This is a genomic window from Mongoliitalea daihaiensis (assembly GCF_021596945.1).
Taxonomy (GTDB): Bacteria; Bacteroidota; Bacteroidia; order Cytophagales; family Cyclobacteriaceae; genus Mongoliitalea; species Mongoliitalea daihaiensis.
The window spans coordinates 2,179,747-2,195,593 of record NZ_CP063779.1 but is presented as its reverse complement, the minus strand read 5'-3'; the positions used below and the strand labels follow the sequence as shown (position 1 = coordinate 2,195,593).

Annotated in this window: 16 protein-coding genes; 14 read left to right on the top strand and 2 right to left on the bottom strand. The window is 39.3% G+C overall.

The window, feature by feature from the left end; genetic code table 11:
* Window positions 1–34: 34 nt before the first annotated feature.
* Window positions 35–1,183 carry a BF3164 family lipoprotein gene (locus IPZ59_RS09460; protein ID WP_236139603.1) on the bottom strand — a complete coding sequence of 383 codons (1,149 nt, stop codon included), beginning with the start codon at window positions 1,181–1,183 and terminating at the stop codon, window positions 35–37.
* 54 nt (window positions 1,184–1,237) lie between these two features.
* Complete coding sequence (locus IPZ59_RS09455) at window positions 1,238–1,471, bottom strand: hypothetical protein (RefSeq protein ID WP_236139602.1); 234 nt, start codon at window positions 1,469–1,471, stop codon at window positions 1,238–1,240.
* Window positions 1,472–1,699: 228 nt separating this feature from the next.
* On the opposite strand from IPZ59_RS09455, the gene IPZ59_RS09450 reads away from it, so the two are divergent.
* The 14 genes from IPZ59_RS09450 to IPZ59_RS09385 all read left to right on the top strand — a co-directional run bounded on the left by IPZ59_RS09450 (window position 1,700) and on the right by IPZ59_RS09385 (window position 15,846).
* Window positions 1,700–1,933, top strand: coding sequence for a hypothetical protein (locus IPZ59_RS09450; protein WP_236139601.1), 234 nt, complete (start codon window positions 1,700–1,702; stop codon window positions 1,931–1,933).
* A gap of 172 nt (window positions 1,934–2,105) precedes the next feature.
* Entirely contained in the window at window positions 2,106–2,468 is a 363-nt protein-coding gene (locus IPZ59_RS09445) for a hypothetical protein (protein ID WP_236139600.1), read from the top strand.
* Window positions 2,469–2,541: 73 nt separating this feature from the next.
* Window positions 2,542–4,809 (top strand): TonB-dependent receptor, encoded by a 2,268-nt coding sequence (locus IPZ59_RS09440; protein WP_236139599.1) that lies wholly within the window; start codon window positions 2,542–2,544, stop codon window positions 4,807–4,809.
* A gap of 1,117 nt (window positions 4,810–5,926) precedes the next feature.
* On the top strand, window positions 5,927–7,195 hold the full coding sequence (locus IPZ59_RS09435) for a serine hydroxymethyltransferase (RefSeq protein WP_236139598.1): 1,269 nt from the start codon (window positions 5,927–5,929) through the stop codon (window positions 7,193–7,195).
* 160 nt (window positions 7,196–7,355) lie between these two features.
* A complete protein-coding gene (tatC, locus tag IPZ59_RS09430; protein ID WP_236139597.1) occupies window positions 7,356–8,198 on the top strand; it encodes a twin-arginine translocase subunit TatC in 843 nt (280 codons plus the stop codon).
* Window positions 8,199–8,206: 8 nt separating this feature from the next.
* On the top strand, window positions 8,207–8,644 hold the full coding sequence (gene rpiB / locus IPZ59_RS09425; protein WP_236139596.1) for a ribose 5-phosphate isomerase B: 438 nt from the start codon (window positions 8,207–8,209) through the stop codon (window positions 8,642–8,644).
* Window positions 8,645–9,079: 435 nt separating this feature from the next.
* The gene (locus tag IPZ59_RS09420) at window positions 9,080–10,255 is read left to right on the top strand and encodes an HlyD family secretion protein (RefSeq protein ID WP_236139595.1); all 1,176 of its coding nucleotides are present in this window, start codon (window positions 9,080–9,082) and stop codon (window positions 10,253–10,255) included.
* Window positions 10,256–10,270: 15 nt separating this feature from the next.
* Window positions 10,271–12,421 carry a peptidase domain-containing ABC transporter gene (locus tag IPZ59_RS09415; RefSeq protein WP_236139594.1) on the top strand — a complete coding sequence of 717 codons (2,151 nt, stop codon included), beginning with the start codon at window positions 10,271–10,273 and terminating at the stop codon, window positions 12,419–12,421.
* A 139-nt stretch (window positions 12,422–12,560) separates the two neighbouring features.
* On the top strand, window positions 12,561–12,923 hold the full coding sequence (locus IPZ59_RS09410) for a DNA-binding protein (protein ID WP_236139593.1): 363 nt from the start codon (window positions 12,561–12,563) through the stop codon (window positions 12,921–12,923).
* 72 nt (window positions 12,924–12,995) lie between these two features.
* Window positions 12,996–13,217 carry a hypothetical protein gene (locus IPZ59_RS09405; protein WP_236139592.1) on the top strand — a complete coding sequence of 74 codons (222 nt, stop codon included), beginning with the start codon at window positions 12,996–12,998 and terminating at the stop codon, window positions 13,215–13,217.
* Window positions 13,218–13,223: 6 nt separating this feature from the next.
* Complete coding sequence (locus tag IPZ59_RS09400; protein WP_236139591.1) at window positions 13,224–13,391, top strand: class IIb bacteriocin, lactobin A/cerein 7B family; 168 nt, start codon at window positions 13,224–13,226, stop codon at window positions 13,389–13,391.
* Between the two features lie 369 nt (window positions 13,392–13,760).
* Window positions 13,761–14,687: an IS1595 family transposase gene (locus tag IPZ59_RS09395; RefSeq protein WP_236139590.1), complete on the top strand. Its 927-nt coding sequence runs from the start codon at window positions 13,761–13,763 to the stop codon at window positions 14,685–14,687.
* Between the two features lie 25 nt (window positions 14,688–14,712).
* Window positions 14,713–14,982, top strand: a complete 270-nt coding sequence (locus IPZ59_RS09390; RefSeq protein ID WP_236139589.1) for a hypothetical protein — start codon at window positions 14,713–14,715, stop codon at window positions 14,980–14,982.
* 234 nt (window positions 14,983–15,216) lie between these two features.
* Window positions 15,217–15,846 (top strand): hypothetical protein, encoded by a 630-nt coding sequence (locus IPZ59_RS09385; protein ID WP_236139588.1) that lies wholly within the window; start codon window positions 15,217–15,219, stop codon window positions 15,844–15,846.
* Window position 15,847: the final 1 nt, after the last annotated feature.

The window sequence follows — 15,847 nt, the reverse complement described above, 5'->3', positions numbered from 1 at the left end:
CTTTAGATTCTATTTAATCAACAACATCTATCAACTATTCTAAAACCTTCATTCGAACCAAATACACTAGGTCTTTATCTTCATCTATTGCTACAGCATTTAAAATTCTCTGCACAGAAGTAGGATTGTTCTCTGTCTGATAGGATTGGAATTTTTCTGGGTCGATGATAAAAACAACTTCATCCTTAGCGTTTAAAAGACGGGGATTGCCTACAAACCGAAAGAATCCATTATCTGCCCGCAAACTAAATATCCTAGAGGTCAAACCCTTTCTTAAATCTATGGAGGCCGTTTGAACCTTGGCGTCATAGGTCATATTTAGAAAGAGATAATTTTCATTTTTCAGGAAAAGACTTCCTCCAAACCTCACCCTGTCTTCGGGCCTTACTTGAGACCTTGTATTATCCTCAAAAAAAATCTCCCTATCCAATTTCAGGTAATCTGAAACAAAATCAAGTTCATAAATTAGATCAAAATCTTGAGTATCCTGGTTGTATCTAAAAACTTGATAACCAAAAGGGTCACAATAATAAACCCCGTCATTTCCTCTTGCCAAAAAGCCTGAATAAGGAACTATCGCATTGGAACGTTTGGGATCAAATGGGAAATACTCCCCCAGCATATTCCCTTCCAAATCGAATCTGTAAACATTGAAATTGGAATCTGTAGGATTGTTGGAAACATAGACCAGAAATTCGTTTTCAGAAACAAGTTCAATCCGTTGGGCAAAAGCCATTAACTGAACTTTTTTCAAAAACGCCCCTGTCTCTATCTCATAAGAAAACAAAGCAAGGTCTCCCGGAGAGAAGATGAACACCGCATTGCCCGAAATAAAGAAATCATAGGCAGAAACAAATTCACCAGGGCCTCCACCCATTTTTCCAAAATCTCTAATAAACTCCCCTGTTTTGCTAAAAAGGGATAATCTTGTGGAAGACCTGTCCAAAACAAAAATCCCAAAATTATTTTCAAGCACTCTCGTGAAGCTCAAAATGGTTTCAGGTCCGCTTTTAAGGGCGATTACATCGACAAGAGAAAATAAATCCTCAATATTTTCCGATGGAGCGGGTATTTTACTCAACAATTGAATAGGTTCATTATCCAATTCGTCCACATTTCTTTCACTTGTACAGGAAAGTGAAATTACACTAAAGATTATTGGTATAAATTTGGTGATTTTCATTAAATCGTTATTTAAAAAAGTGTGGTGAAAAAATTCACCACACACTAAACTAAATTAATCTAGAGACTCTCTCCACTCAACAATGGTACCAGATGGGTTAGGACATGGGTTAGGTATACAATCATTCCACCCAAAGTCGCATCTATTACCCTCAGAAAGCACATTTCCCTCTGCATCCACAGTTCTACAAGAAACTAATTTTCTTGAACCGAGTGCATGAGATTCAAATATTGGTAATATAGAAAAGACCAATAAAGCTAATACCAAAATAAAATCATTTTTTTTCATAATTAAGGCGGTTCAAATAATTAATTGCAAAAAATGCAAATAATAATAAATATTTTTTTTGAATTCATAATAATTCGTCTAATAAAACTAAATATTTCCAGTTTTTCTATGCGTCAGCTAGAATAAAATGAGTAGTATCTTTTTCTCAAAGTAAATTATTCCAAAACCAATACATTACTTGATTTGGAGTCTTTTGATTCAATACTTATAAATATTTATATTTGATATATGGAAATAGACATCAAAACAGCAAAAATAGATTTGATTCAATGGTTGACTACCTTGGAGGATAGCACTTTGATAAGAAAAATAATGGACCTGCGTGAAAGCGAAATGAAAGATTGGTGGAAAAATATAAGTGAAGCTGAAAAAAAATCCATTGATAAAGGAATTCATCAAGCAGAAACTGGAAACTTAAAACCACAATCAGAAGCTAGAAAAATCTATGGGAAATGGTTATGAGATTTTTTGGACCGGTGAAAATAGACGGAGACTAACTTAACCTTGACAAAAGCATATTTCTCCCATTCAACCAAAGAAATACCGTTCGAACGTAAATTATTCTTTTTCCATCAACATTCTTCCCTATGTTTGCAACAAATACCGACTGAGTCAGTTTGGCATTTAGTTAGTTATGCAACCATTTAAAAAAATACTACCCCTGTTTAGTCGTTTTGCGCTGGTCTTGATGCTTAGCATCTTGGCGAATGGTGTATTGTTTTTCCATACCCATGAGTTGGAATGTGGTAAAATCATTACCCATGCCCATCCGCTAATTACAGAGGAGCAGCAAGAGCTACCTGATCATGGGCATAGCGAAATGGAGTTGATCATTTTGGATTTAATTGCAGAGGCGGATTTTTTTATATTTGATTACTGTCTTGATATACCAGAAGCTCCTGTTTCAGACCAATTTCTAGGTGCAAGCTCCTATTCTTCAAAAATTTCCTGCCACTTTCCTGTAGGTTTTGATCTCAGAGGTCCACCAATCAGCTAATTTTTCATACTAGTTTCTTTGAAAGAAACGTCTTCTTCATTTTAAATTATTTCTTAATTTACTTCACTTACGCATGCGCTTACTAATCGCTATCGCACTATTGTTCCTATATACTGGTTCATTGGGTGCCCAAGATATCTCATTGACTGGGAAAGTTTTAGACAAAAACACGAATACGCCAATTCCGGGGGCATCTATATTTATCCCCGAACTCAATCGAGGGGTAGTTACCGATGTTGATGGAAAGTTTATCATTCAAGGACTTCCCGACCGAAATATCACCCTTCAAGTGACATTTGTGGGATATTCCAATAAGGTTCAGACTATCCGACCTGCTCAATTTAGCCGTGACTTAATAGTTGAATTGGAAGAATCCATTACCAATTTTGAAGAAGTGGTCATCTCTGGTGCTTATATCATGAGCAAAGAGAGTTCGCCCATCAGTATCGAAAAGATCAATCGGACTGAAATACTGAAAATGCCTTCCCCATCCTTGATGTCTTCCATCGCCCGTACGCCGGGCGTATCTGAGATTTCCTTGGGACCCGGCATTAGTAAACCTGTCATTCGAGGACTTTCTTTCTCCCGAGTTTTATCTCTTTATCAAGGTGCTCGATTCGAAAATCAGCAGTGGGGAGCAGACCATGGATTGGGATTATCTGAAACAGGCATTGGCAACGTGGAACTCATCAAAGGACCCGCTTCCTTGATTTATGGTTCAGGCGCGATGGCTGGTGTAGTCAACCTCATAGAGGAAAAAGATGCAGACGCAGGTATCATTGAAGGAGATGCCAATCTCCGCTTTTTCAGCAATTCTTTGGGACTCCGGTCTGAAGTAGGTGTCAAAGGCGCTAATGAAAACGGCTTTTTCTGGTCATTAAGAGGTGCTGCCGAATCCCATGCGGATTATGTGGATGGTGATGGCAATGCCGTAGGTAACACGCGATTCAACACACAAAATCTCAAAGCTGGTGCTGGAATACGGAAAAGCTGGGGAGATACTCGCATTCGGTATACCTATCTCAAACAAAAATTAGGAATTTTAGAAGAAGATGCTCTCGACGAACTCGTAACCACTCGAGGAGATCGAAGCCTCCAATTGCCTTTCCAAGATGTCACTGACCACTTCATCAATTCTGAGACCAATATTTACGTGGGAGAAGATAAAATCAAGGCTACGTTGGGCTATCATTTGAACTTTAGGGAAGAGGTAGAGGATGATTTTGATGCAGTAGATTTGGGTTTGATCACCCGCAATTTTATGTATGATGTCAAGTACTTCAAAGGCTTGACCCCTTATTTGGAAGCTATTGTGGGTATTCAGGGTTTTTACTTGCGTAATCTCAATTATGAAGACGCAGGGGAATTTTTGATTCCGGATGCTACCAAAGATGACCGCTCTTTGTATGCCTTATTGAATTACAACAAAGATAAGTGGGTACTGCAAGGTGGCTTGCGATACGATTACCGCAAAGTAACCGCAGATGCTTCTGCACAGCACTTCGTGGATTATGGATTCATTCTGCCCGAAAATCCATCGGACCGAAGACTGGAACGAACCTTTGATGGTGTAACGGCTAGTGGTGGGGCTACTTTCCGCCCGAATAGCACTTGGAGATACCGTCTGAATGTGGCTCAAGGTTTCCGTGCGCCTGATTTGGCTGAATTATTCTCCAACGGCCCACATCCAGGTACCAGCAGGTTTGAGCGAGGAGATGCCAGTTTTGGGAGAGAACAGAATGTTCAGACTGATTTTGGAATTCGATACAGCAAAACAAATTTCACCTTATCTGGGGAAGTGTTTTACAATCATGTAAATAATTACATTTTCTTTTCTCCTAGCGAGGAGCAAATTGATGATTTGACTGTATGGGTTTTTGAGCAGGCAGATGCCCGATTGTATGGTGGTGAATTAGCATTGGATATTCACCCTGCCTCCATGAAATGGGTTGCATTTTCTACTGGATATAGCACTGTCATTGGTCAGCGTAGATCAGACATGAGCTTTTTGCCTTACATTCCAGCATTCCGATGGACGCAAACAGTGGATTTCAAATTGAAGAATACTGGATTGATCAAAAATCCATATATCAGCATCTTAGGAAACTGGGTATTTGACCAAAACAGATCCGCACCGTTGGAAGATGATACACCTGGCTACTACCTGCTTGGACTGAATGTAGGGGGAAGTATACCAGTAGGCAAAAACTTGCTCGATGTCTATGTCAGCGGCAGCAACATCCTTAACACCACTTATCTCGACCACATGTCGCTATTCAGACCTTTTGGAGTCAATCAATTGGGTAGAAATATTGCAGTGAACGTGAGAATACCGTTTTGAGAGGTGAGAAACGAGAATCGAGAGACGAGACAAGAGCCAAGAATCAAGATTCGATAACCTTAGATGTGAATTGGCATGACTGAAAGAAGTTAATTCTTGCATACGAATGATAGAAATAGTCTCGTAGAGACGGTCAACATTTAAGCCGAGGGTTGAAACCCTCGGCTTAAAATTTAGTTGTTACCCCCAAAGTCCCATAGGGACGGCCGACATAAAATCCTTTAGCTCATGTCAATCGTGTCTACGACACTTCGCCTTAGGTTATGTTTCTCATTAACGGGTTGAAACCCGTTGCTAAAATGCCGGCCGCTCCGATGGAGCTGTTAAATGGGTTATAGCAAGATAATTTAAGTAAACATGCGCTCTACACGGAAGACACATTACCCGTAGATTTTTACCAAAAAAAGGTAGAAAAAGATTGAAAAGAAAGACGATGAAAAAAGTGTCAAGTATTTTCAGGACGAGACAGGGGCATATATGGGACCTGAGAGACTGTCTCTTTTAATCTGCGAAATCTGTGGACAATTGGTAGAGACAAGAGCCAAGAGCCAAGAATCAAGAAAATAAGGTAGAAGGATGAGGGAGGAAGGATGAAATAGGCTTGTACGAAATAAAGTCGAAGTCCCCCAAGTTGGATAAGTTATGCCTAGCGGCCATATAATTTAGGAGCAGGAAAATATGGGGATATTCTTGAAAAACGTTGATTAAATTGAGACCTGAAACCGCAAAGAACCCTAAGGTTAGCGCAGAGGTCGCTAAGTTTTGGACATAAAATCTGTGCTAATCTGCGAAATCTGTGGACAATTGGTAGAGACAAGAGACAAGAGCCAAGATACAAGAATCAAGACTCTGGGCGTTTATGGGGCCTGAGAGACTGTTGATTTTAATCTATGCTAATCTGCAAAATCTGTGGACCGCCAACCATTGCGAGCGTCGCAATAAATCGTAGCGCTCGTGGCGTGAACTTGATTCTCGCTTCTCGCTTCTAAACTCTCGCCTTTAACTTCTTTCTTAATTCCTAATTCTCCCACCTGATAACTCCTCACTTAACTTCCCTTTGAATTGGATTATCCATTGATTAAAACTAATTTTGGGCAACCTATTAAAAATCATATCCATGAAAAGAGATCAGGCAATCTTTGACCTCATTGCAAAAGAAGAAAACCGTCAAAAGACGGGTATAGAATTGATCGCATCCGAAAACTTCACCAGTAAGCAGGTGATGGAAGCGGCGGGAAGTGTGTTGACCAACAAATACGCTGAGGGTCTCCCTAACAAGCGTTATTATGGAGGTTGTGAAGTGGTGGATCAGATTGAGCAATTGGCTATTGATCGAGCGAAGGAACTCTTTGGAGCAAGCTGGGCAAATGTGCAGCCACATTCCGGTGCGCAAGCGAATGCAGCTGTTTTCTTGGCTGTATTAAACGCTGGAGATCCTATTTTAGGGTTTGATCTAGCGCATGGTGGTCACCTGACCCACGGTTCCCCAGTGAACTTTTCTGGTAAATTGTATCAGCCGCATTTTTATGGTGTAGAAGAAGAAACTGGTTTGATCGATTATGATAAAGTAGAAGCCAAAGCTTTGGAAGTAAAACCTAAATTATTGATCTGTGGAGCTTCTGCGTATAGCCGTGACTGGGATTATGAGCGTTTGAGAGACATCGCTGACCAAGTGGGAGCTTTGTTGCTTGCAGATATTTCCCATCCATCCGGATTGATTGCTAGAGGCTTATTGAATGATCCATTGGAGTTTTGCCATATCGTCACTACAACCACTCACAAAACCTTGAGAGGACCTAGAGGTGGTTTGATTTTGATGAGAGAAGACTTTGATAATCCATTTGGTTTGAAAACACCAAAAGGTGAGTTGAGAAAAATGTCATCCTTACTAGATTCTGGTGTATTTCCAGGTACCCAAGGTGGACCCTTGGAGCACATCATTGCCGCAAAAGCAATTGCATTCCAAGAAGGTCTTTCTGACGAATACATGGAATATGTGGTGCAAGTGAAGAAAAACGCAGCCGTAATGGCGGAAGAGTTTGTAGCCAGAGGATACAAATTAATCTCTGGAGGAACGGACAATCACCTGATGTTAATTGACTTAAGCAATAAAGAGCTTACCGGTAAACTTGCAGAAGAAACCTTGGGTAAAGTGGATATTACCATTAATAAAAACATGGTGCCATTCGACAAGCGCTCTCCTTTTGTGACTTCTGGTATGCGTGTAGGAACTGCTGCCGTCACCACGAGAGGATTGAAAGAAGAGGACATGAAGAAAATTGTAGCTTTGATTGATGATGCCTTGGTTAATCATGCAGATGAAGCTGCTTTAGCTGCTATTAAATCCCAAGTTAACGAGTGGATGGTTCAATTTCCATTGTATTGATAGGATTATCCGCAATTGCAGAAGGTGAACATATCATTTGTAATCATGCTGATAATCGTCAACAGACAACGGTTGACTGTAGCTTAAACTAAATACATACACTACATAAGTGGTTACTCGTAAGAAACCGCATGTGAAAAATTAATCACTCGAATTTAAAGTGGCATTAGATCAGTATAGAGAAGAAGAGGAAGAGGAAGGCATGTCCTTTTTAGACCATTTGGAGCAACTGAGGTGGCATTTGCTACGCTCAGTTGCTGCCGTATTAATTTTCACCATCATTGCCTTTCTTGCCAAAAGCATCGTATTTGGACAAATCATTTTGGGCCCTTCCAAAGTTGATTTTTTCACCTACCGTATGCTCTGTCAATTGGCAGAAATCTTTAACACACCTGTTCTGTGTATCACAGAACTCCCATTTATCTTGCAAAGCCGTCAGATGACTGGGCAGTTTTCTATGCACATCACCTCCTCCTTAGTGGTGGGAATCATCGCATCCTTTCCTTACTTATTTTGGGAGGTTTGGAGATTCATTAGCCCGGGATTATATGCCAAAGAACGTCAAGCAGCTAGAGGAGCCGTATTCTTTGTGAGTTTGCTCTTCTTCCTAGGGACACTCTTTGGATACTATATCCTGACCCCTATTTCGGTAAATTTCTTGGCCAATTACCAATTGGACCCTACGATTTCCAATGAGTTTGACATTACCTCTTATGTAGGCACGTTAAGCATGTTGGTCTTGGCTTCGGCAATTATGTTTCAGTTGCCCATGGTCATCTACTTCCTATCCATGTCAGGATTGGTGAGTGCCGCCATGTTGAAAACCTACAGAAGACATTCTATTGTAGTCATTCTTATCCTGGCAGCAGTAATTACCCCTCCGGATGTCATCAGCCAAATACTGATAGCCATGCCGATTTTGGTTTTGTACGAAGCTGGGATTCAAATTGCGAAGCGATTAGAAAAGAAGCGTGCCAAAGAAGCACTAGAAGATAACATTTAACTCCTTTGATGATGAAGAAAATAGCAATCGGCGGAGACCATGCCGGATATGAATACAAACAGGCCTTAATCAAACAATTGCATGAAGCAGGTTTGGAAGTGAAAGATTTCGGCCCATACTCTGATGGTTCGGTAGACTATCCAGACCATGTACATCCGCTAGCTACTGCTGTAGAATCAGGTGAGTTTGAGTTTGGAATCTTAATTTGTGGCAGTGGAAATGGAGTAGCTATCACAGCTAACAAGCACCAAGGTATCCGTGCTGCTTTATGCTGGAACGAAGAACTAGCAGCCTTAGCCCGTTCGCATAACAATGCCAATGTACTAGCCATCCCTGCCCGATTTATCCCCTTCGAGACAGCCTCCAAGATGGTGGATGTCTTCTTACAAACAGACTTCGAAGGTGGCCGCCACGCCACCCGTGTCAACAAAATAGCCTGCGGATAATTTCGCAGGTTTTTTTTATACTTTAATTGGGGTGAAGGCTAAATGCTCATAGCTAAAAAAAGGCTCAATTGAGTTACCGGATACTTTTTAAACCCACCCACTGACTGGCAAGGTAATCGCCATCTATAATCTATGTTTTGGCCTGATTTTTAAAAAAAATTCAAAAAAAATTTTCTCTACCTATACTAGAAAATTGTAAAATTAAATTTTTAATTGGGGGGGGGTAAAACTTTAGTTGATATAATATTTTGTTTCGTAAAAAAATCAGAGGCATTTTTGACCTAAGCGCTTAAGCTGTAAACCGTGCTTTTTTTGGAAATAATTTTTTTAGGCTATATAATTACACCATAATTTAGCTTTATCTCACATTAACTTGTACTATTTTAATCAGGTATTTTATTTAAACTATATTCTTTTTAAACCAACTGACAGCCCATGAGCAAAAGTATTTTCCCATCCGCTATTATAGCGCAATCTGTAGAGGTCTACGACTCTCATATCAGTGTACGCTCCAAAGTAATCTACCTACTCCTTTTAGGGATGCTAGTGGCGGCAATTATCGCCCTGCCCTTACTATATGTAGACGTGGCCGTGCAATCCAGAGGGACTTTCCAATCAGCTATCCAGCGTAATGCCCTAATGAGCTCTGTCAGCGGTAGGTTGGAAACATGGTATATGAGGGAAAACCAAAAAGTCCAAAAAGGAGAAGTGCTAGCTACTATCAGAGGAGAGGTCCTTAACTTGGAGATGCAGGGAGTGGAGGAAAGGCTTTCAATAGTCGATGAATTTATAGCTGACTTGCATAAGCTGTTGCGGTTAGACCATTTGGATAATAATTCTGAGCCTATTCCATTGAGGTCTAAGTTTTACCAAGCATCTCTTCTAGAGTACCACACAAAAATCAATAATCAATCAGCTGCCGTGCAGAAGCTCGAAAGAGATTTCCAAAGAGCTCAAACGCTTTTTGAAAATGGCGCTCTTGCTTTTGCTGAGTATGATGTCGCAGATGTGCAATATAAGCAAGCAAATGCCCAACTAGACCTCGTTAGAAAGCAACAGAGAAATCTCTGGGAACAGGAACTGGTCAACTATCAAAATGAAAAAATCCGCTTAAGCAACCAAAAAAGTGTGTACATGGAGCAAAGCGACCAATACAAAGTCATCGCTGGTATCAATGGTACTCTTTTGAATGTAGTGAATTTGAATGAAGGGGATTTTGTTCACCCTCAACAAAAACTAGCGGAAATATCGCCTGATACTACTGTACTGGCCATTACTTATATTTCTCCTGTAGACATCGCATTTATTACGGTAGGTCAAGAAGTGAGTTTCCAAATTGATGCTTATAACTATAATCAATGGGGAATAGCCACAGGCAAAGTGATTGACATCGCAGACGACCTCTCATTATTCAATGAACGCGAAGCTGGTTTTTTGGTAACCTGTGCCCTAGATAAACCATACCTGACTTTAGCTAATGGTCAAGAAGGTTATATCAAAAAAGGCATGACCTACAATGCACGGTTTGTGGTTGCTCGTAGATCATTGTTTCAATTATTATATGACAAGGTGGACAATTGGCTCAATCCACAAGTTCAAAACATTAACTAACTTTTTTAAAAAATCATGGGTATTAGAATCAAACAACGAGATATTACCGACTGCGGCGCAGCTTGCCTGGCCTCTGTGGCAGCACACTATAAATTGGAAATGCCAGTAGCCAAAATCCGACAGATGGCCTCTACCGACCAAAAGGGAACAAACATTTTGGGACTTATAGAAGCTGCAACCAAAATGGGGTTTTCAGCAAAAGGTGTCAGAGGTGATTTTGAGGCGCTAAAGGATGTACCTATGCCAGTCATCGCGCATGTAATAGTAAAGAAAGTTCTTCATCACTTTGTAGTCTTGTATAAAGTTACAGATAAAACGGTGGAATACATGGATCCGGGAGATGGACAGATCCATAAAGTGAACCCTGATGAATTCAAAGAAATGTGGACAGGGGTACTGGTGTTGTTGATGCCTAACGACGAGTTTAAGGCCATTAGTGAGAAAGTAAGTACCTGGAGTAGATTTTGGTACTTGGTAAGACCTCATAGAGCAGTGATGATACAGTCCTTGGTCGGAGCAATTATTTACACCATTTTAGGTTTATCTACATCCATCTATGTTCAAAAGATCATCGATCATGTTTTCATTGGCCGAAATACAAATTTATTGAATTTACTTTCTCTTGTAATGATTGGACTTCTTCTCATGCAAGTGGTGATCGGCATATATAAAACGCTCTTTATTATCAAAGTAGGCCAACGAATCGATGCAAGGTTGATATTAGGTTATTACAAACATTTGCTTACACTCCCACAACGATTTTTTGACACTATGAGAGTGGGGGAAATCATATCACGGATTAATGATGCTGTAAAAATCAGAGCATTCATTAACGATGTCTCCATAGGATTTTTGGTCAATATTTTTATCGTCTTGTTTTCATTTGCCTTGATGTTCACCTTTTATTGGAAGTTGGCATTGGTGATGTTATTAGTGATCCCACTATACACGATAATCTACTGGATCACTAATCGATTAAATAAAAAGATCGAACGTAGGTTGATGGAAGAGTCTGCCGAACTGGAATCTCAACTAGTAGAGTCAATTACTTCTGCGGGTACCATCAAAAGATTTGGTGCTGAGGATCATGCCAATATCAAGACAGAAGTGCGATTTATAGCTTTATTGAGAACAGTGTATCAATCTGGATTGAACAATATCTTTTCAAGCACCTCTTCTGAAGTAGTGTCCCGACTCTTTACCATCATCTTGCTTTGGGTTGGAGCGGGTTATGTCCTACAAAATGAGATCACTCCTGGTGAACTCATGTCATTTTATGCACTAACCGGATACCTTACTGGTCCGGTGTCAAGTCTAATTGGTATGAATAAAACCATTCAAAATGCACTGATTGCGGCGGATAGGTTGTTTGAAATTATGGATTTGGAAGTAGAAAGGTCGGCTGACACCTTTCCTATCAAAAAGGAAAATGTGGGTGACATCATTTTCAAAAATGTAAAATTCAGGTATGGATCAAGAGCTAATGTTTTTGATGACCTTACCATTACTTTTCCGAAAGGTAAAATCTCCGGCGTGATCGGGGAAAGCGGATCGGGAAAAAGCACCCTCGTCTCCTTACTGCAAAACCTCTATACGCTCCAATCAGGAAATATTTACATAGGTGAGTATGATATCAAGTTTATTGCTAACGCCAGCCTGAGACAGATTGTATCTGTAGTACCCCAGCGGATCGATCTTTTTGCGGGCAATGTATTGGAAAATATAGCTTTGGGTGATTATCAACCTGACATGCAAAAAGTAGTCAGCATTTGTAATAAGCTAGGAATGATGGATTTTGTGGAAAACCTACCCAATGGTTTCGGCACATATTTGGGAGAAAATGGAGCCTCACTCTCAGGAGGGCAAAAGCAACGAATAGCTATAGCCAGAGCCCTGTACAGAGATCCTGAGATTTTGATCTTAGACGAAGCCACAGCCTCCCTTGACCCAGGATCGGAGCAATTTGTGCAACAGACCATCCGAATGCTCGCTACAGAAGGTAAAACGATCATATTTATCACCCATAGATTAGCCGCTGTACAGGAATTTGACAGGCTATACGTTATGGACAAAGGAAAGCTAATTGAAGAAGGAAGCCATGTCGAGTTATTGGCGAAAGAGGGGAAATACTACGAAATGATCCGAAAGCAACTGGTGATATTGTAACGTGTAAACGTTGGACACTTAACGTTTAACCCTTTAACTAAATTAACCTACAATGAAAATTTAGAGGCTAAGAGTTTAACAAAAAAAAACCTAGCCCTAACCTTCCAACTATTCAACCAATAACTAAATTAACTATACCATGGAATTTATCAGACAAATCGAACGACTAAAGCTCCTAAACAAACTGGTAAAGGAGCAGCGGACAGGAAGCCCAGAAGAATTTGCAGAGAGACTGGGAGTGAGTAGAGCGAAGCTTTATCTAATGATAGATGAGCTAAAAGATCAAGGGATTTGCATTCGTTTTTCCAAGAGAATTAATTCCTTTATTTTTGTGAATTGTGGTGGTATTTCTGTTAGCTTTTCTATGCAGGTATTGAATACCTCAGAAGAGAGAAATATTTCTGCTGGAAAAACTTCAACTTTTTTTCACAAGTCCAATATTTTAGACGGAACTATCTTTTCTTTGGTTTATGATCAATCAGCAAATCACCATGCTAGCTAACCTGATTTGCCAGAGCGAGATTGGGAAAACCCGATGCCCGGAAAAGGTTGGGAAAGAGTAAATTTTAGAATTATGAAAACTTTAGTCAATGAAAAATCAAACTATGATTTTCAAAAAAATGGACTTCATGAAGTGGACCATTTTGGGCAGGTTGATAGTTTACAAGAATTATCAGATTATGATGCGCTAGAAATTAATGGTGGTCTGCATCCAGCTGTAATTGTTGGAGGAATAATAGTGGTTGGCGTTTGTGTTGGGTTAGGAGTCGCATATTTAACAAGAGAAAAAAAATAAATTGATATGAAAAATCTTGAAAAAAATAAAAATATTGTAGAACTTAGCAATGATGATCTTAATCAAATTAATGGTGGTGAGCCAATTACACTCGCTGTTGCTGTTGGTTGTGGAATTTTATTTGTAGGATCTTGTGCTTTAGGTTTTGCAATCGGATCAAGAATATGGAAATAAAGTTTAACGAAATGTTATCAAATAATCTTTTGATCTATATATTAATGGGTGTATTACTATTAATGTCAATAGCACTAGGTTATTACATAGGAATTAGAATTTGGCGTTAAAAAAATGCATTTGCTCCAAATTCTGTATTAGAATTCTTCATTTTCTTAAAATCGCTGTCATTATATCCATTTCAACACCCAAAAAATGCTTTTGGGTGTTTTACTTTTTTTTTAGTGATATTAAACAAGTCCAAAGACTATAATTCTTTAATCTTACTCTTCGGAATCATACACGTAGCCAACTATAGTTTATCAATTTGTGTCAATAGTTTTCCTAGTTGGTGTAATTGGTGTTTCTTGGTTAAAAATACACAAAACCATGAACATCTTAGAATTTGTAAACTATTTCCCAAACGAGGAAAGCTGTGAGGATTTCTTGAAAACCTACCGTGAGAACACCGGGATTTATTGTAAAACCTGTAAAAGCTTCTCAAAACAGTACTGGTTTAGTGGAAAGAAGTTTTTTGAGTGCAGCATATGTAGAAGGAGGACTTCCCTTAAGGCAGGCACTGTAATGGAATCGAGCAATCTTTCATTGCAGACCTGGTTCACCGCCTTTCTGTTGATGTCGGCCACCAAGAAAGGCTTTTCCTGCTTAGAATTCCAGAGACAGTTGGGACTTAAAAGGTATGAAACTGCGTTCAACCTCATGCACAAGATCAGAGCTGTAATGGGAAAGCGGGATGATCTGTATCTACTCAAAGGAATGGTGGAATATGATGAGGCATATGTGGAAAAAGCAACAAGAAAGGAGGTTCAGGAACGCCTGAAGCGAGGGAAGGGGAGCCAAAAGCAGGCAATTGTTGCAGTCGCTTCAGAATCGACGCCATTGGAGGATCCAACTACAGGTAAAAGGAGCCGTCATTGTGGTTTTTTTAAAATGAAAGTACTAACTGATGTGACCAAAGAAACTGTGGAGCAATTTGTAGAAGAATCAATAGATCCAGAATCAGTTCTGTTTACTGATAAAAACACAGCATATGTAAACCTCGAAAGATTGGTGGAAGAGCACATCAAGATAAAGTCCTCCCAAGACTCTACAAAAGGAGCTCTTAACTGGGTCCATGTGGCAATAAGTAACTTAAAAAGGAATCTGCTGGGAATATATCACATGGTAAGTGAAAAGTATCTTCAGAATTACCTCAATGAGTTTGTGTATAAGCTCAATAGAAGGTATTTTGGTGAAAAGTTGTTCAACAGATTAATTGTTGCGGCAATTTATCCATACGTGCAACTTTCAAAATAGCCAAATAATTTAATTTCAGTTAATAATGAAGATATTTTTGAAGACAGGATTTCATGTGAGTTTAACTATTATGGCTGTGATCTTGATCAGCTCTTGGATAAGTGAGCAATCATTCAACAGTGAAGTTTTTTGGGTACTTTTTATCGTCAATGCAACCTGTCGCTTAGCCCTTTACAAATTAGAACCCCAACATAGAGCCTTAACCAAAGACGAAATCAAAAAGAAGCTGATGCTTTATGGACTAGGTTATGCCGTTTTTATTGGAGTTGGGCTTTGGTGGATAGGGGCGCTGTAAATAGTTTGTTTTTTTAGGCATTCGGTAGACTTTTTGAAGTTGATATGTTTTTAACTGCAGGTTTTTAAACTTTAAGTACTTACCTAATTGCCAACTCTCCGAGGAGCAGGTGATTCAATTAAGCGTTTAAATAAACGTTTAACTTGGGTGGGATAAGAGGAAATTAGTGGGTGATTTTTTAATTTTCATTGTGCAAAAGCAAAAAATAAAGTTTGGACTTTAAATTTTACACAGATGAAAACATTCCTTATCCTCGTTTTTTATTCCACAGCATTGTTTCTGATGAGCTTTTTTCTTTTGGACTTTGAGTCTATGATGCTGAAAGAGCTTGCGAAGCAAAAAGAATTTGAAATCCCTGAAAATGTTCTTTTGGACATGCTAGAAGATATGCAGTATTGGAACAAATTTTCCATACTGTTAACATTCCTGATTTTAAGTCTTAAATGCTTTTTGATGGCTTTGATCCTTTATGCAGGACTATTCTTCGCAAATAGGCATCAGGGCATCAAGTTAGGGAGTTTATTCATGATTGCAGTTTATGCGGAAAGTATCATTGTATTAGGCGGAATGTTAAAAGTATTCTTAGGAACGCTATCCGACCTGACTTATTCTGAGTTTTCTCTTTTTGCACCACTTTCAGTACTGAGTTTACTTGATATCACCTCTGTTAAGCCTATTTGGTACTACCCTCTCCAACTACTCAATTTATTTGAGGTTATTTACTGCCTACTACTGATTTACTTCTTTAGTAATGAACTTGATTTTAAAAGATCAGAGAGTTCAAAGCTTGTTATGTCCACTTATGCCTTCTCCATGAGTTTCTGGATGGTGTTGATACTTTTTCTAACCCTAAACTTCACCTAAA